Source organism: Capnocytophaga sp. oral taxon 336 str. F0502 (genome assembly GCF_000411575.1).
Classification (GTDB): domain Bacteria; phylum Bacteroidota; class Bacteroidia; order Flavobacteriales; family Flavobacteriaceae; genus Capnocytophaga; species Capnocytophaga ochracea.
On sequence record NZ_KE150490.1, the window covers coordinates 427,554 to 446,029 of the forward strand.

General features: G+C 38.3%; 15 protein-coding genes. 10 read left to right on the top strand and 5 right to left on the bottom strand.

Annotation, left to right across the window (positions count from 1 at the left end; translation table 11 throughout):
* Positions 1-570: 570 nt before the first annotated feature.
* From HMPREF1528_RS07600 to ftsZ, 7 genes are all read left to right on the top strand, one after another.
* Positions 571-1,581: a beta-ketoacyl-ACP synthase III gene (locus HMPREF1528_RS07600; RefSeq protein WP_002672722.1), complete on the top strand. Its 1,011-nt coding sequence runs from the start codon at positions 571-573 to the stop codon at positions 1,579-1,581.
* A 32-nt stretch (positions 1,582-1,613) separates the two neighbouring features.
* Entirely contained in the window at positions 1,614-2,117 is a 504-nt protein-coding gene (gene accB / locus HMPREF1528_RS07605; protein ID WP_002672720.1) for an acetyl-CoA carboxylase biotin carboxyl carrier protein, read from the top strand.
* 11 nt (positions 2,118-2,128) lie between these two features.
* Positions 2,129-3,481 (top strand): acetyl-CoA carboxylase biotin carboxylase subunit, encoded by a 1,353-nt coding sequence (accC, locus tag HMPREF1528_RS07610; RefSeq protein ID WP_002672717.1) that lies wholly within the window; start codon positions 2,129-2,131, stop codon positions 3,479-3,481.
* Positions 3,482-3,560: 79 nt separating this feature from the next.
* Positions 3,561-4,004, top strand: a complete 444-nt coding sequence (locus HMPREF1528_RS07615) for a DUF6790 family protein (protein WP_009421359.1) — start codon at positions 3,561-3,563, stop codon at positions 4,002-4,004.
* Between the two features lie 2 nt (positions 4,005-4,006).
* Positions 4,007-4,744, top strand: a complete 738-nt coding sequence (gene kdsB, locus HMPREF1528_RS07620) for a 3-deoxy-manno-octulosonate cytidylyltransferase (RefSeq protein ID WP_016479282.1) — start codon at positions 4,007-4,009, stop codon at positions 4,742-4,744.
* A gap of 251 nt (positions 4,745-4,995) precedes the next feature.
* Entirely contained in the window at positions 4,996-6,423 is a 1,428-nt protein-coding gene (gene ftsA, locus HMPREF1528_RS07625) for a cell division protein FtsA (protein WP_016479283.1), read from the top strand.
* Between the two features lie 30 nt (positions 6,424-6,453).
* The gene (gene ftsZ, locus HMPREF1528_RS07630) at positions 6,454-8,235 is read left to right on the top strand and encodes a cell division protein FtsZ (protein WP_016479284.1); all 1,782 of its coding nucleotides are present in this window, start codon (positions 6,454-6,456) and stop codon (positions 8,233-8,235) included.
* A 101-nt stretch (positions 8,236-8,336) separates the two neighbouring features.
* Here the strand turns inward: ftsZ and HMPREF1528_RS07635 are convergent, their stop codons facing one another.
* From HMPREF1528_RS07635 to HMPREF1528_RS07655, 5 genes are read right to left on the bottom strand one after another with little or no spacing between them, the layout of a single operon-like run.
* On the bottom strand, positions 8,337-9,620 hold the full coding sequence (locus HMPREF1528_RS07635; RefSeq protein ID WP_016479285.1) for a dihydrolipoamide acetyltransferase family protein: 1,284 nt from the start codon (positions 9,618-9,620) through the stop codon (positions 8,337-8,339).
* A gap of 7 nt (positions 9,621-9,627) precedes the next feature.
* Positions 9,628-10,137 (bottom strand): DUF4252 domain-containing protein, encoded by a 510-nt coding sequence (locus HMPREF1528_RS07640; protein WP_002672710.1) that lies wholly within the window; start codon positions 10,135-10,137, stop codon positions 9,628-9,630.
* A gap of 15 nt (positions 10,138-10,152) precedes the next feature.
* Positions 10,153-10,377, bottom strand: coding sequence for a hypothetical protein (locus tag HMPREF1528_RS07645; protein ID WP_016479287.1), 225 nt, complete (start codon positions 10,375-10,377; stop codon positions 10,153-10,155).
* 17 nt (positions 10,378-10,394) lie between these two features.
* A complete protein-coding gene (locus HMPREF1528_RS07650; protein WP_002672706.1) occupies positions 10,395-10,682 on the bottom strand; it encodes a hypothetical protein in 288 nt (95 codons plus the stop codon).
* 55 nt (positions 10,683-10,737) lie between these two features.
* Positions 10,738-13,590 carry a DEAD/DEAH box helicase gene (locus HMPREF1528_RS07655; protein ID WP_016479288.1) on the bottom strand — a complete coding sequence of 951 codons (2,853 nt, stop codon included), beginning with the start codon at positions 13,588-13,590 and terminating at the stop codon, positions 10,738-10,740.
* 568 nt (positions 13,591-14,158) lie between these two features.
* Here HMPREF1528_RS07655 and htpG point away from each other — a divergent pair.
* From htpG to HMPREF1528_RS07670, 3 genes are all read left to right on the top strand, one after another.
* Positions 14,159-16,054, top strand: a complete 1,896-nt coding sequence (gene htpG / locus HMPREF1528_RS07660) for a molecular chaperone HtpG (RefSeq protein ID WP_016479289.1) — start codon at positions 14,159-14,161, stop codon at positions 16,052-16,054.
* 224 nt (positions 16,055-16,278) lie between these two features.
* Complete coding sequence (locus tag HMPREF1528_RS07665) at positions 16,279-16,641, top strand: EthD domain-containing protein (RefSeq protein ID WP_016479290.1); 363 nt, start codon at positions 16,279-16,281, stop codon at positions 16,639-16,641.
* Between the two features lie 155 nt (positions 16,642-16,796).
* Entirely contained in the window at positions 16,797-18,344 is a 1,548-nt protein-coding gene (locus tag HMPREF1528_RS07670) for a sialidase family protein (RefSeq protein ID WP_016479291.1), read from the top strand.
* Positions 18,345-18,476: the final 132 nt, after the last annotated feature.

Below are 18,476 nucleotides of genomic sequence, written 5' to 3' on the forward strand. Positions count from 1 at the left end.
ACGAACAAAGAACGAACAAAGAACGAACAAAGAACGAACAAAGAACGAACAAAGAACGAACAAAGAACGAACAAAGAACGAACAAAAGACGGTGCGAGCCGCACGGGCAGATAGAGAAAAGACGAATAAAAGACGGTGCAATTCGAATGGGCAGATGAGAAAAAGACGAAGGAAGAGCGATGCTAAAGCGAAGGTAAGTTGAAGTTGAGGTAAAGATAAAAAGATGATTATTGGAGGTTTTTAACTTTGTTAGAGTTTCAAACTTCTGCAAAGTTTATACATAAACGAATGATGAACAAATCAAACCTAAGTAGCAGGGTGGAGATAGGGTGTTTTATAATAGTTTAAAAGTTCATTTTATTAGGGTTTTATTTATTTGTAAAAATTTTGCATCATTAAAAATAAGCTTTTAAAAGGATATTCAGTAAAAAACTCTTTGCATATTGGTGCTAAATCAAAAATATTATGTACTTTTGCCCCAAATTTACATAGTGGGCTTTGTGAAAAAACTACTTATTGGAGTTAATAATCACTATGTGAGTTATATAAAAATTAAATTGGAGAATTACGATGGAGAAAATAACCGCTGCCATTACGGCTATCGGAGGCTATGTACCTGAAGATGTTCTAACCAATGAAATGTTGGAAAAAATGGTAGATACTAACGATGAGTGGATTTACACCCGTACAGGTATCAAAGAAAGACGCATACTTAAAGACCCTAATAAAGGTTCATCATTTTTAGGAATTGAAGCCGCTAAAGACCTTATTCGCAAAACAGGTCTCGACCCCAAAGAAATAGACTTAGTTATTTTGGCTACGGCTACCCCTGATATGCCTGTAGCCCTTACAGGTCCTTATGTAGCGTCGCAAATAGGCGCTGTGAATGCTTTTTCATTCGATTTGCAAGCTGCGTGTTCGAGCTTCCTATTTGGGGTTTCGGTAGCTGCTAAATACATAGAATCAGGGCGTTATAAAAAAGTACTCTTGGTGGGGGCAGATAAGATGTCGTCTATCATAGACTATACCGATAGAGCTACTTGCATTATCTTCGGTGATGGGGGAGGGGCTGCACTCTTTGAACCTAACTACGAAGGTTTAGGCGTACAGGACGAACTCTTAAGAAGTGATGGTATAGGACGTAACTATTTGTACATAAAAGCAGGAGGTTCTCTCTGTCCGACTACGGCTGAAACAGTGGCTAACAAAGACCATTTTGTATTCCAAGACGGTAAAACGGTGTTTAAATATGCGGTTACAGGAATGGCTGACATAGCAGAGGAGCTTATTAAACGCAACGGTTTGACCTCAAACGAAGTGCAATGGCTTACACCTCACCAAGCTAATAAACGCATTATTGATGCTACTGCCGAGCGTATGGGATTACCTGCTGAAAAAGTGATGCTCAACATTCACAAGTACGGCAATACAACTTCGGCAACCATCATCTTAGCTCTTAACGACTACGAAAACCAACTCAAAAAAGGAGACAATATAGTATTGGCAGCCTTTGGGGGAGGTTTCACTTGGGGAGCTATTTACTTAAAATGGGCATACGACGGAGCCCTTTATCACAAATAAGGAACAACCATTGAGAAAAATACAATACACGTATGGATTTAAGAGACATTCAAAATTTAATTAAGTTTGTTGCCAAGTCGGGGGCAAGCGAAGTGAAATTGGAAATGGAAGATGTAAAAATCACCATTAAAACGAACCCTGATGAAAGTGGCAAAGAGCAAGTGTTTGTACAACAATTGCCCGTAGCACAACAGCTACCGCAATTGCCTTTGCAACAGCAAGTGCCTGTACAACAACTTCCTACAGCTGAACCTGCTGACAGCAAACCAGCAACACCTGCCGATGACGATAGCAAATACATTACTATCAAATCGCCGATGATTGGTACTTTTTATCGTCGTCCTGGTCCAGACAAACCGCTATTTGTGGAAGTAGGTTCTACCATAGCCAAAGGTAGTGTGATTTGCATTATTGAGGCGATGAAACTCTTCAACGAAATAGAATCAGAAGTTTCTGGTAAGATAGTTAAAATATTGGTTGATGATTCTTCACCTGTAGAATTTGACCAGCCATTGTATTTAGTGGATCCTTCATAAACCAAACAATTATGTTTAAAAAAATATTGATAGCCAACCGTGGAGAAATTGCCTTACGCGTGATACGTACGTGTCGCGAAATGGGTATCAAATCGGTAGCCGTATATTCTACTGCCGATGCTGACAGCTTGCACGTGCGCTTTGCCGATGAAGCTGTGTGTATAGGTCCTCCACCCAGCAAAGATTCATACTTAAAAATACCTAATATTATAGCCGCTGCCGAAATTACCAATGCCGATGCCATACACCCTGGTTACGGATTTCTTTCGGAAAATGCGAAATTCTCGAAGATTTGTGCAGAACACGGCATTAAGTTTATAGGCGCATCGCCTGAAATGATTGAAAAAATGGGTGATAAGGCATCAGCTAAAGCGACTATGAAAGCCGCAGGAGTGCCTACCGTACCAGGTTCTGACGGGCTCGTAGAATCGTTGGAGCACGCTAAAAAGATAGCTGCTGAAATAGGCTACCCTGTGATGCTGAAAGCTACTGCCGGTGGGGGAGGTCGCGGTATGCGCGATGTATGGAAAGAGGAAGACCTCGAGAAAGCCCTCAACAGCGCGATGCAGGAAGCAGGAGCTGCCTTTGGTAACGATGCGATGTATATGGAAAAGCTGATTGTAGACCCTCGTCACATTGAGATACAAATCGTAGGCGACCAATACGGCAAGGCTTGTCACCTTTCAGAACGCGACTGCTCGATACAGCGTCGCCACCAGAAACTTACCGAAGAAACGCCGTCGCCTTTTATGACGGACGACCTTCGCAAGCGTATGGGAGAAGCTGCAGTGAAAGCTGCTGAGTATATCAAATATGAAGGGGCAGGAACGGTAGAGTTCTTGGTAGACAAAGACCGCAATTTCTACTTTATGGAGATGAATACTCGTATACAAGTAGAGCACCCTATCACTGAACAGGTGATAGACTATGACCTTATTCGCGAGCAGATATTGGTAGCTGCCGGAGTGCCTATCTCAGGTAAGAACTACACGCCTAAACTGCACGCCATAGAGTGTCGTATCAATGCGGAAGACCCTTATAACGACTTCCGTCCGTCGCCAGGTAAGATTACCACCTTGCACGCCCCAGGAGGTCACGGAGTGCGCCTCGATACTCACGTGTACAGTGGTTATGTAATTCCGCCTAACTACGACTCGATGATTGCGAAACTCATCACTACAGCGCAAACCCGTGAGGAAGCAATTGCCAAGATGAAACGCGCCTTAGACGAGTTTGTAGTAGAAGGAGTGAAAACCACGATTCCGTTCCACTTGCAACTAATGGACGACCCCGATTACTTAGCAGGCAATTACACTACTAAGTTTATGGAGGATTTCCAGATGAAACCCCAAGTGGCAGAATAATGAAGTAGAAATGATTATATAAAGAAAGGGACTGTCTAACTCAAGAGAAAGATAGTCCCTTTTATATCGTTACAATACTATGATATATCTTGTTGTATATTTTATTTGTTGGGTATTAGCTGTTGTACTGTATGCTTTTTCTTTCGATGAAAGCTTTGTATATACCGCATTATATACTCATTTGGTTTATGGAGTAGGCTTTTTCGGGTTGTTTAACTTTGTAGGGCACTCGGTACTCAGTGAGAAAGTAGCTAAAACCATAGGATGGGTATCTAATGGTTTTCAAAAAGAATTGGGGTTTGTGTCGTTGGGGATTGGTATTTGTGGTATATTGTGCCATTGGTTTCGCGACGGATTCTGGTTGGCAACGGCTATTCCGTTTAGTGTATTCTTGATAGGAGCAGCCTTGTTACACATTGCTGAGATGAAGCGAAAACACAATTTCAACAAAGGGAACGTATGGATTATACTTCCTGATTTGCTAATGCCCTTAACGTTATTAATATTGTTTATACTGAATTAGAGATGAAACTGATAGCAATGATACCTGCCCGCTACGGAGCGACCCGCTTTCCTGCAAAGCTGATGCAAGACCTTTGTGGCAAGCCTGTAATTGTACATACTTATGAACGTGTAGCTGATACCCGCTTGTTTGACGAAGTGTATGTGGTAACTGATGACGACCGTATAGAAAAAGCGATACGAGAGGTAGGAGGCAAAGTAATTCGCAGTAAAAAAGAACACAATAGTGGCAGTGACCGTTTGGCAGAAGCTTCAAGAGATTTAGACGTAGATGTTATTGTGAATGTACAAGGAGATGAGCCTTTTACAGATAAAGAGAACTTACAAAAAGTAATTGATATTTTTGCTAAAGACCTTACTAAAAGCATAGCGGTAGCAAGCCTAATGGAGCGTATTACTGACCCAGATGATATTGCAAATCCGAACAATGTGAAGGTAATAGTGAACAAATTTGGAGAGGCACTCTATTTTTCGAGGAATATCATTCCCTTTCCTCGCGACCCTAACACCAAGGTGTCTTATTACAAGCACATAGGTATTTACGCCTATCGCAAAGAAGCATTACAACAGTTCACCGAGTTACCTCCTTCCTTATTAGAAGAAACGGAAAAATTAGAGCAGCTTCGTTATTTAGAAAATGGGTTTAAAATACGTTTAGCACTTACCAATATTCCTACCATAGGGATTGATACCCCCGAAGATTTGGAGAGGGCACGTAAGCGATTGATTACACAAAAGTGATAAAAACAGAGATAAAAAGACTAAAATTGAGGCGAATAAAGCAGAAATTTAGTAAATTATTAACATTGATTATCAGCTATTTATAAAAATGTTGATAACTTATTAATAAAAAAATGCTGTAAAGTTTCTTTTTTTCTATATCTTTGCTACGTCTAAAGAAGTGTAAAGACACGAATAGAGCGACCTAATTAATAACGAATTAAACAAAAAATTATCGGCTATACATCTAGATATAGTTGTTTAAGTGAAAAATGAAATATAACAAGTATTACGTAGGGTTAGATATCGGGACTACCAAGATTGTAACTATGGTAGGGGCAAAGAACGAATACGGGAAGATTCAGATTTTAGGTTATGGGCAATCTAAAAGTGAAGGCATCAATAAAGGAGTAGTAACTAACATTGCTAAAACTACTCAATCTATTATGGATGCTATTCAAGATGCCAAAGAAAAGACAGGCTTAGAAATTGAGAACGTAGAAGCAGGTATCGCAGGACAAAATATCATAAGTCGTTCACATAGCGATTATATTACCCGTACAGACCCTGAACAACTTATAGACTTTGACGATTTAGAACGCTTGAAAGAACAGGTGTTCTCTATAGCACTTTCACCGGGACAAAAGATAATTCACGCACTCCCTCAGGACTATAAAGTAGATAATGTGGGAGATATTAAAGAACCTATCGGTATGATGGGGACGCGTTTAGATGCTACTTTTCACTTAGTTATCGGGCAAGTAAGCGCTATCAAAGGGATTACTCGTTGTGTGGAAATGGCACATCTAAAGCCCATAGGTCTTACTTTGGAACCTATTGCTTCTGCTAAAGCTGTATTAAGCGAAGAGGAGAAAGATGCAGGAGTGGTGTTAGTGGATATAGGAGGAGGTACTACCGATGTAGCTATCTTTAAAGATGGTATTATCCGCCATACAGCCGTAGTGCCTTTAGGAGGTAATATTATTACTGATGATATAAAAGAAGGTTGTGGAATACTCACCCGTCAAGCCGAAATGCTGAAAGTAGAATTTGGGTCGGCTTGGCCAGGAGAGAACCGAGATAATGAGATAGTATCTATTCCTGGTATTAAAGGGAAGGAGCCTAAAGAAATAACACTTAAAAACCTTTCTAAAATTATTCACGCAAGAGTAAGTGAGATTATCAATTTAGTATTTAACGTGATTAAAAATTACGGTCACGAAGAAACTAAAAAGAAACTGTTTGCCGGAGTAGTACTCACAGGAGGTGGAAGCCAACTGAAGCATATTGTTCAGTTAGTAGAATATATTACGGGAATGGATGCCCGCATAGGTTATCCTAATGAGCACTTAGCAGGTAACTCTGACCCTAAACTTACTTCGCCTATTTACTCTACGGCTATAGGTCTTGTAATGAGCGCTATTGAAAATGAAGCAGAAGAGCAATTTAAAAAACGCTTCCAGGAAGTAAAAGCTCAAGAGACAATAGAGAACGGAAAGGGAGCGGTAGTGGAGCCTTTATCAGCAGATTTGCAGGATTCATCACTTGAAAAACAACCTATTACAATAGTAGATTCACCGAAAATAAATGTTTTTCAAGATAAAGATGAAGATAATGAATTAGAGATACATAAAACTAGTAGAGGCTGGTGGAGTAAATTAAATGAAAAACTAAAGGACTTCTTAGATAGTGAAGATTAAGTAGAAACAAATAATTATGATTTTTTTGATATGAATTCGGACATTCAATTTGATTTGCCAAAGAATATTAGTAACTATATCAAAGTTATTGGCGTAGGAGGCGGAGGGTGCAACGCCGTGAATTTCATGCACAACGAAGGTATAAAAGGGGTAGATTATGTAGTCTGTAATACAGATGCACAAGCTTTGGAAAACAGCCCTATCCCTAATAAAATTCAATTAGGAGTTACCCTTACTGAAGGATTAGGAGCAGGAGCCAATCCTGATATTGGTGAAAAAGCGGCTCTTGAAAGTATTGAGGATATCCAACGTACTTTGGAGGGGAATACCCAAATGGTGTTTATCACAGCTGGTATGGGTGGTGGAACAGGAACAGGAGCAGTGCCCGTAATAGCAAAGCAAGCTAAGGATATGGGTATTCTTACCGTTGCTATTGTAACTACTCCATTTAATTATGAAGGCTTAAAACGCAGTCGACAAGCACAAGCGGGTATTAAGAAACTACGTGAATGTGTAGATTCTCTTATTGTTATCAATAATAATAAAATCAACGAAATATACGGTGATTTGAGTATTAAAGAGAGTTATGGAAAGGCGAATGAGATATTATTAAAAGGAGCGAAAGGTATGGCTGAGGTAATCAGTAAGCATTACCTTGTAAATATCGACTTACGCGATGCTCGTACCGTACTTGAAAACGGGGGTACAGCTATTATGGGCTCAGCCTCAGCTGAAGGTGATAATAGAGCTTATGAAGCTGTAGCAGCTGCTTTAAACTCTCCTTTACTAAACGATAATAAGATAGCAGGTGCTAAAAATGCTCTTCTTTTGATTACTTATGGTAAAAAAGAAGCAACTCAACGTGAAGTTACTGAAATAAGTAGTTTTATTCAAGAGCAAGCAGGTGATAATATGGCTGACCTTATCTATGGGATAGGTGAAGATGAATCATTAGGAGAAGCTATTTCTGTGATAGTGATTGCCACAGGCTTTGATGCTGACCAACAACAAGAAATAGTGAACGCTGAAACCAAAAAGGTAATTCATATTCTTGAGGAAAATCAAACAGCTACTCGTGATTTAACAGAGCCCAAAGGAACTGTGGTTAATGCTATAAGTAGCAGTTATCCTATTTCCTCAATCTCTGAAATAAAGAAAGAGTCTTCGCTATCAGATTTATTTAATATTTGGGTGGATTGTGAAATAGTTACTGCTGTAAATGATGAGTTTGTGATAGTAGATAAGTCTATTCCTAAAAAGAATAGTTTTCAGACTATTGAAAAAAAAGCTGAAGTGCAAACCCAGCAACCAACATCAGTAAAACACGAAGAGCCCGAAAAAGAAGCTCCAATTATTCACCAATTGAGTGAGGATATTCATAAAGAAGTACCTCAAGTAGAACGCCGGAAGAATCCTCCTGTTGTAAATCAAGAGGGAGAAATTCGTTATACTTTAGAAGACTATACAGAGCTTGAAAGAACTTTTATAGAAGCAAAGCCAACCTCTTTTACAGAAGATAAAAACTCAAACGAGTTTATTCTTTATAAGAAAGAAGAGGATTCTAAGTCCAAAACTTCTCCTTCTTCAGGTCAATTAGATATGTTTGCAGAAGAAGAGGATATAGAGTCTTCTTTGAACCCTATTGACAGTAGAATCTCTGATGTAATGAAACGCTCTCGTTCCAATCGTTTGCAAGATTATAACTACAAGTTTGGAAGTAATAATCAATCACGTACCTCTATGGGGAAAGATAGCGCAGGAGAGATGCAAATAAGAAAAAACAATTCTTATTTACACGACAATGTAGATTAGTTTTATAGGACTCATCTATGAGAAAAACCATATTCTAATAAAAACGGGAAGTTTAATTTAAACTTCCCGTTTTTCTATACAATCACATTATTGAAATTATTTTATAGTACTCTATTCATATCCCACTCTTCAAGATATTTAGCTACACGCTGTACAAACATTCCTCCTAAGGCTCCATTTACAACACGATGGTCATAACTGTGAGAAAGCATTAGTTTATAACGAATGCCTATTGTGTCTCCTTCTGGAGTTTCAATTACAGCAGGAACTTTTTGGATAGCTCCTATTGCTAAGATACCTACTTGTGGCTGATTAATAATAGGAGTACCAAACAAAGTGCCAAATGAACCTATATTGGTTACTGTATATGTGCCATCTTTCACTTCATCGGGTTTGAGTACATTAGCACGAGCTCTATTAGCAAGGTCATTTACTACTTTTGCCATACCTCTTAAACTGAGCTCATCAGCGTTTTTTATAACGGGAACAATTAGGTTACCGTCTGATAGCGCAGTAGCCATACCTATATTAATATTTCTCTTCTTGATAATGCTATCTCCTTCTACTGAGACATTCATCATAGGAAAATCAACAAGTGCTTTGGCAACCACTTCCATAAAGATAGGTGTAAAAGTGAATTTCTCACCTTCGCGCTCTTCAAATGCTTTTTTTACTTTATTGCGCCATTTCCATATACGGGTTACATCTACCTCAATAAAACTTTGTACGTGTGCTGAAGTAAGTTTGCTTTTTAGCATATGCTCTGCAATGAGTTTACCCATACGGCTCATCTCAATTCGTTCTTCACCGCGTTTGGTATAAACTCTCTTATCGGCAGGAGTAGCATCGAAAGTAGCTGAAGGCTTTGCTTTTCCTTGTGTCCTATGCGATAGATAGTCAAGAATATCACTCTTGGTTACGCGGTCGTTTACCCCCGTTCCTTTGATGCTGTCTAACTCACTTAAACTGATGCCTTCTTTCTTAGCGATATTCTTTACCAAAGGTGAATAGAAACGCTCTGTTTTGCTGAAGTCTATTTGTGGCTGAGCTGAGGTACTTTGTTGTATGTTAGCAATGTTTTTTTCTAAACTTGCAACCGATTGTTGTACAACATCAAGCGCTTCTCCAGAAGAGCTAATCTCTTCTTGTGTCTCAATAACAGCTATTACTTCACCTACTTTCACAACGTCATTCACTTGAAACTTGATTTCAGCCAATATACCCGACACATCAGTAGGTACTTCAGTATCTACTTTATCTGTAGATACTTCCACAATACTTTCTTCGGCTTCTACAGGATCGCCTACTTTTTTCAGCCAGTTGGTAACAACAGCCTCTGTTACACTTTCTCCTAATGAAGGAAAAATTAATTCATATCTTGCCATTTTCCTGCTACTTTATTTCTTTAACCTCTTGTGGGAGGTTCATATTTTTGGTTAATACGCTTATTTTATTAAGGTCTATATCGCCTGTGAGCGATAATACTATAGTTTGTTTTGAAGTCTCGGTCGGTTCTACAAGCATTAGCAGTTCCGATACGTGGGTAGCATCTTTCCCTTCTTTGGTGTAGAATTTCACATTTTGAGCTTTGTCTTTTACTCGCATTAATTCTGATAGCCCTGCTGTTTTAAGGTACTGTTGTGCTTCTGTTTTCATTAGCCCAGCAGCCGTTTTACTCTCAGTCGTGAATATCTTCATTCCTTTGAGCTTATTAGCAACTTCCATAAACTCTTTAGCTTCCGCATCTTTACTGTCAATTTTTGATAGCATCTGAAACATCTTCTGCGATACTACCACAGTGCTAATATCTTTATTGGTTTCTAACTTTTCAAAGGCTGTTTGTCCGTTAACAGCTATGGTCACCCAAAAAGCAGATAGCATTAATATTTTCTTTATTTTCATAGTAACAATATGTTGTTAATGTTCTTTAACGATTTTGTTTTTAGTTTCCTCATATTCTTTGAGGTATTGCACTTTCTCAGCGCCCTTATTATATTCCTCTGAGAGTATTAAAAGCCCTTTTCTTATTACTTGGTAGTTGTACTCTGCTTCTTTGTATTCGCGTTGCTGTTTCACCCAATAAAAAGAGCCTAATCCTATCGCCACCGCTATGAGTAGACAAATTGCAATAGTTTTTTTCATATTTTCTTGTAACTTTGTTAATGTCTTCTGAATATTGATAAATCAAAGTCAAGGAAGTAAAGAGTTATCAATATTAATACTAATAACACTATCCAAAAAGTTTTGTTTACCCCTGCGTTTTTTCGGTTGCGACTCTCACTGCGGATAGAACGCCATTCTTCCGTGAAGTGGTTCGTTACGGTTTCGCGGTCTTTGCGAATGCGTGAGCCCATCTCAAAAGGGTTGCCTTCTTCCTTCCCTTCGTAGTAACGAGGAGTATAGTTAAAGCGCTTGTTCTTTGGTAATTTAAATAATCTAATCTTCATAATAATGCAAAGGTAAAAAATAATTGATAATTAACAATAAAATATTGCACAAAAATTATTCCAATAAGCTATCAATTTGTTCCATTACTTCCTTAATGATGTGATTTTCATCAATAATGTTTTCGGAAAGTTCTCTTTTACTTTTCTGTAATTTGATGATTTTTTCCTCAATGGTATCCTTGCTCACAAAGCGTATCACGTTCACTTTATTTTGTTGCCCTATACGGTGAGCCCTCCCAATAGCTTGCTTTTCAGAAAACGGATTCCACCACGGGTCTAATAACAAAACATAAGATGCCTGCGTGAGATTTAACCCTACCTCACCTGCTTTAAGCGAAATGAAAAAGAACGATATACTAGGATTGTTCTGAAACATCTCTACTTGGTTCTTGCGCTCAAACGAGGGTGTTTCGCCTGTTAGTTTAGCATATTTTATCCCTTTTTTGTTACACCATTCTTCGTAAAGTGCTAAATGACTCACAAAACTGCTAAAAATAAGTGCTTTTCGAGATGATTGTAGCAATTCCTCCATATAATTTATCACTTCTTCGTACTTTCCTGATGCAAATTTACTCTCTTTGTCCACTAATTTAGGGTGTAAGCTTATTTTTCTAAGCCTCATTAGCATATTTAGAGTATTAAATTCAGAGATTGGCTCATTAATTTGTAAAAGCTGGTTACGCACTTTCGATTTTTCTGTTTCATACCATTTGTGTTGGGCTTCACTCATAGGACAGTAGATAATTTGCTCTTCCATTTCTGGCAAATCGTCAAGCACTTGCTCCTTTGTCCGCCTTAGTAAAAACGGACTGATAATAGTCTTTAACTCCTCTAAGGCTTGTGTGTTTTTCTTTTTGCTGATTTCCACTTCATAGTTCTTGTAAAACGAAGCATAACTTTTCAGTATATTCGGATTGATAAATTGCATCTGCGACCATAAGTCACTGAGTGAGTTCTCAATAGGTGTCCCACTCAGCGCAATGCGATGAGTCGCTTTTAAGGTGTGTATAGCTTTGAATGTCTTTGAGTTCTTGTTTTTAATACGCTGGCTTTCATCTAAAATGATATACCTAAATTCGTACTTTTGGAAGAGTTCCATATCGCGTTCTACTATCGGATAACTGGTAAAAACCACATCGTAATTGCCTAAGCGTTTGGCTTTTACTTTTCGGTCAGCCCCCACGTATTGTGTGCATTTAAAATGTGGGGCAAACCTTTTAGTCTCGTCATACCAATTAAAAATAAGCGATGAAGGCAGAATAACCAATACTTTTAGAGCCTCTTTACTCTTTTCTATCCCTGAAAAAAGGTCGGCAGTTTCAATCGCTTTTTCGGGTAAAGCATCGTGTATAGCCACCAATAAGGCAATGGTTTGTAGTGTTTTCCCAAGTCCCATATCATCAGCAAGGCACGCCCCAACACCATTGTAATAGTGTTGTAAAAGCCACTCCACACCCTCTATTTGATACGGACGTAAGGTAGCTCGTAGGTTAGGCGAGGGGGTATAATTCACTTTTTCTACTAAGTTCTGAGGTTTTATCTCGGGTACAGCTTCCAAAAGTGCATAGTTACTCTTGCTAATTTGCAGTTTCTCCTGCCTAATTTGTGCATATTTGGCAATACTACCAAACTTACTAAACCATTCTTGAGGAATAATGAAGGATTTTCCATCAGGAAGTAAGTAAATAGGGTTATTTTCTTTTAAATTCTTGATTAAATCTTTAAAATGAAAGCTATTTTCTCCTTGTTTTACTCTTATATTGAGGTCAAACCAATCGTTTTCGGTACTTGTTTCTGCAAAAATGAGCTCAGGCAGATGTTCACTGATCTCTTTTCCACCTTCTATACTAAAAGTATGAAAGCCAAAACCTGCTTCTTCCAAATCTTTTTTGCAGTGCAATAGATGAAAATACGAAGCAAAAGGGTCTTTACTTTCAACTGAAAAAGTACCTCCGTCGTTCACAAAACCTAACTGTTCCAAAAGGCGATACTTTCTTGTTTCTTCTTCTTTATTTCGTTGGTAATTATATATTTTTATATCGTTATTGGGGCTTATTTCTAAGTTCGACTGATTGTTTTTCGCTTGATTACTGTCAAAAGTATAACCATTGTAATCAAAGTGTATGTATATTTTGTAATGATTGGCAAAGAAATCGTGTAAAATATCCAATTCACTACCTTTTAATTCATTCTGAGTAATAATTTTAAAGCCTTTTGCTTCTACCTGTGCATTTCTAAGTACTTTTTTAAGGAATTTCTCGAAGTATTCGGGGAAAGTTTTTTCGGGAATAAAGCTACTTTCTTTATTCAAAAAAGGTTTAAGGTGCGAAGCTTTAATATGTGCTACTCGCACTACTTGCCCTTTGAGTACAATCCAAGCGTATAAGTTGTTCAGCAGTTCGATATGGCTTTCACAAGGCAATAATTTTTCATCGTCTTTCTGTAACAACAACCGATAACTAATACCCCCTTCAATTTTTGTAAATTCCAATAGAGGTTCAATTATATTCGTGCTTATGGGTAGTATTTTCTTACTGATATCGTCTTTGTGATTGTGGTTAGTAGTGATAAACAAACTATTTTCTGCAATAATAGAAAGTAATTCAGCCGTTTTTTCTTCTATTTGTTGCTGAATATGCTTTTTTATTTGGGCATTTTTGTATATTTCCTCAAAACTATCCCCTTTTTTGATGTATTTTTGATGTAGAATATTAGGTTGTAGACTATTTACGATACTTAAAGCCCTTTTTTCACTTTCTGATAGTTCAAAGTTAGTCAAACTATGTAATACTTCTGTGGTAGCTTTCTTGTAAAACGAGGTGTATCCGTTTTGTTTTTCGGCTAAATAAGCATTAGGCAAAGCTAGTTCTATGGTAGGGTGAAAGCTAAAATCAAAAAATAAAAACATAACTCAATAATGTAACTGCTGTAAGGTTTTGTATTCAGCGGACAAAGGTACAGTATTTTTACAGGAATAAAAAAACTAAGTGTCCTCTTTTTATCAACATCGATAGGAAAAAACCTTTATTGAACAACACTTTGCAAGATATTTGTCCTCACTTTGTGAAAATTTCAAACTTTTACAAAGTTAAAACTTGATATATTATATCTTCACCTTATCTTTATTTTATCACCATTCATTGTTCGTTCATTGTTCGTCTTTTGTTCGTCTTTTGTTCGTCTTTTGTTCGTCATTTCTTCGTCCTTTCTCTATCTGCCCGTGCGGCTCGCACCGTCTTTTGTTCGTCTTTTGTTCGTCCTTTCTTCGTCCTTTCTTCGTCATTTGTTTATCTGCCCGTGCGGCTCGCACCTGCTCGTGTGGCTTGCACTATCTGCCCGTCGTGCTACGACCTCGCACCTGCCATTTTGTCACCTCCTCCTACTTTGGTACTCTTTTCGCTATATTCCCCCTAGTAAATAACAAATTAAGAGATACGAGTCTTACCTCTTATCTCTTACTTCTTAACTAAATAAAAATGAAAGGAAATATAAACGTCTCTGTGGAAAACATCTTTCCACTTATTAAAAAATTCTTGTACAGCGATCACGAGATATTCTTACGCGAACTCATCTCCAACGCTACCGATGCAACCCTTAAACTGAAACACCTCACTACTATAGGCGAGGCAAAAGTGGAATATGGGAACCTTATCATCGAAGTGAAGGTCGATAAGGACAATAAAACCCTCCATATAATCGACCAAGGTATCGGTATGACCGCTGAAGAGGTCGAAAAGTACATCAACCAAATTGCCTTTTCAGGAGCTGAGGAGTTTTTGGAAAAATATAAAGATACTGCCAAAGACGCCGGAGTGATAGGTCATTTTGGGTTAGGCTTCTACTCTGCTTTTATGGTAGCCAAACAAGTGGAAATCATCACCAAATCCTATACCGATGCTCCAGCCGTGCGCTGGGTATGCGATGGTAGTCCTGAATTTACCTTAGAGGAAACTGACCTGCGCACCGAACGCGGTACTGAAATTATCTTGCACATCGCCGATGACTCTACTGAGTTTTTGGAAGACTTCCGTATCGAAGAGTTGTTGCGCAAGTACAACCGCTTTATGCCTATCCCAATTAAATTTGGTACAAAACAAGAGCCGTTACCTCGTCCTGAAAATGCCCCTGACGACTATAAAACGGAATATGTAACAGTTGATAATATCATCAATAATCCTAATCCTGCTTGGACGAAACAGCCAGCCGATTTGAAAGATGAGGATTATAAGGCATTCTATCACGAACTCTATCCAATGCAGTTCGATGAACCTCTTTTCTACATTCATCTAAACGTAGATTATCCGTTCCACCTTACCGGTATTCTCTATTTCCCTAAGCTCACTAACGATATGCAGTTGCAGAAAGACCGCATACAGTTGTATCAAAACCAAGTATTTGTTACCGATAACGTCGAAGGTATAGTGCCCGAGTTCTTAACAATGCTCAAAGGGGTGATAGATTCGCCAGATATTCCGCTAAACGTATCGCGTTCTTACCTCCAATCCGATGGTAATGTAAAGAAGATTGCCAATTACATCACTCGTAAGGTAGCTGATAAGCTGAAATCACTCTTTACTAATAATCGCGACGACTTCCAAAACAAGTGGAACGACATTAAGATAGTGCTCGAATATGGTATGCTTACCGATGATAAATTCTACGAAAAAGCAGCCGATTTTATGTTGTACCCCACTACCGATGGCAAGTATTACACTTTGGCAGAACTAAAAGAAGCAATAAAAGCTGAACAAACCGACAAAAATGGTATTCTGGTAGTGTTATATGCTCAAAATAAAGAACAGCAATACACAGCTATTGAGCAAGCCAAAGAAAAAGGCTACGAAGTGTTGTTGTTGGATAGCCCTATTGTATCACACTTAATACAGAAGTTAGAGGGTGATAATGAGAAACTTACTTTCACCCGTGTAGATGCTGCTCCTGTAGCTAAGCTGATACAAAAAGAAGAACCTATTATTGCTAAACTTTCCGACGAAGAGAAAAACACGCTGAAAGCTGAAATCGAGAAGGTAATTCCTAAAGAAGGCTATATGGTGCAGTTAGAAGACTTAGACAGCGATGATACGCCATTCGTTATCAATCAACCCGAGTTTATGCGCCGTATGAAGGAAATGAGTGCTACCGGAGGAGGTGGTATGTTCGCTATGGGAGGCTTCCCCGAAGTGTATCACGTAGTGGTAAATAGCAATTCTCCTTTAGCCGATGCTATCCTCCACTCTAAAGACGAAGTTCAAAAAGAAAGCCTTATCAAGCAAGCCTTCGATTTAGCACGACTTTCACAAGGTCTCCTCAAAGGTAAAGAACTTGCCGACTTTGTAAAGAGAAATTGGGAAATTAACAAATTAGCAAATTAGTAAATGAACACCATTACACTTTGCCAAAGGTTTTAGTAGCTTGTCGTGCTACGACCTTTGGCAAAGTTCTTTGTCGCTACACTTTGCCAAAGTTTTAGACTTTGGCAAAGTTGAATATAATGATAGTCAGGTATTTTTACAATATATTTTGTAGAAACGTTTTGTAAAATTCCTTACAATTTTTTTTAGACAATCTTTTAATTATTCTGATAACTTATATTGATATGTTTAAGATTATAATGTTTGTGCGCAAGAAACAGCATCTTAGCACAGAAGAATTTATAAAACTATGGGAAGCACATTCTCAAAAAGTAATAAACTATAAAGAAACCCTATTGATAAAGGATTATGCTAAAACATTTCCTTTTCAACCTACTGATGAAAAATCGTCTACACAGCGAGAAACCCTCCCTTTTACCTTTGATGCTATGGGTGAATTGTGGTATGAAAGTAAAGACGATTTTCTCAGAGCCCGCAACACTCCTGAGGGGCAAAAAGCCTTAGCCGACCTCCGTGCCGATGAACTCAAATTTGTAGATATGGCAAACTCTGTAATGTGGCTCGGTACTGAGGAAAGAATATTTTAACATTGTACAAATACAATACACGCGTTGGCGCGAGCTTGTAGCTCGCGCCAACGCGTGTATTTTTTATTTGGTAGTTTAAAAATGAAATATTACCTTTGCCAAAAATAGACAAATCAACACATTAACAAATCCATAAATTAATACATTAATTTTATATGAAACAACTATTTACCATCATTGCATTATTCTTCCTTATCTTTGGCTATGCCCAAAAGAAAATGACTTTTACTCAAGCACAAATACCTTTGGCTACTGATAAAGATAATCTTATTACCTCATTTGTACTGCCTGTAAAGCAAGGAACAGAGGTAAAAAAACTCTCTTTGCAGTTTAAAAATAAAAAGCTCAATCTTTCAGAACTCTCTGTTTATGTAGGTGCTAACGCTAAAAGAGAACAAGCAACACTTTTTGCTAAAACTTCAAATCTCGGCTGTAACACCAAACTACAAGGGAATTTTAAAGCTACTAATGATAGCCTTTTTGTTTGGGTTTCTGCTCGTACTACTCAAAAACCAGACCTCTTGCAAAAACTGTACTTATCAACGGTAAAACTCATTACCAATGAGGCTAAATTCACGCTTAATAATGCTAAAAAAGAAGGACAGCGTTTTGCTATTGCTCTTCGTCAGCGTAAACAAGACGGCATAGAATGCTATCGTATACCAGGGCTTGTAACCACTAATAAGGGTACGCTGATAGCCGTTTACGACAATCGTTACAACAACTGCAAGGATTTGCAAGAAGATATCGATGTGGGAATGAGTCGCAGTACCGATGGCGGACAAACGTGGGAGCCAATGAAAAAAGTGATTGATATGGGCGAATGGGGAGGAAAACCTAACCGCCTTAATGGGGTCGGAGATCCTGCAGTTTTGGTAGACGAGCAAACTAATACTATTTGGGTGATAGGCTTGTGGCAACACGGCTTAGATCCTCAAACAATGAGTTGGTGGGGCTCTAAAAGTGGAATGACTCCTGAAGAAACAGGACAAATAGTAGTAGTAAAAAGTGAAGACGATGGTAAAACGTGGAGTGAACCTATCAATATCACCTCTCAAATCAAAAATCCTGAATGGAGACTCTTTTTCCAAGGACCTGGAAGAGGTATCTCAATGAGTAATGGTACCTTGGTGTTTGCAGGTCAGTTTAAGGATAAAGACCAAGTGCCTCATTCAACTATTATTTACAGCAAAGACCACGGCAAGACGTGGCACGTAGGGACAGGAGCTAAAACACACACTACTGAATCTCAAGTGGTAGAACTCTCCGATGGTACGTTAATGCTCAATATGCGCGACGATCGTAATCGCTCTAATTATGAACTTTCTGATAACTATCACGGGCGTTCAGTAGCCGTTACTGCCGATATGGGCAAAACGTGGATAGAGCACAACACTTCCCGCACTGCCCTCACCGAGCCCAATTGTATGGCAAGTATTATCTCATATAAGGACAAAAAGGGAAAACAGTATTTATTCTTCTCTAATCCTAATGATGCAAAGAATAGAGTAAATATGACTATCAAAGTTAGTGATGATGAAGGGAATACTTGGGATAAACTACCTTCAATATTGTTGTATGAGCAAGCAGCTATGGGCTATTCTTGTCTTACTGTAGTAGATAATAAATATATAGGCATTCTTTACGAAGGTGATGGAGATTTGTACTTCCAAAAAGTGCCTATCAAAGAGTTTATCAAGTAAAGCAAAAGAATTTATAACCTTAATAGAGACGATATAAAGAGTATCGTCTCTATTTGTTTGATTTAAAATACTCGAAAAATTTGCTTCGTATATAAAAAAGAAGTACATTTGCACGCAACTAAATTCTCTTTT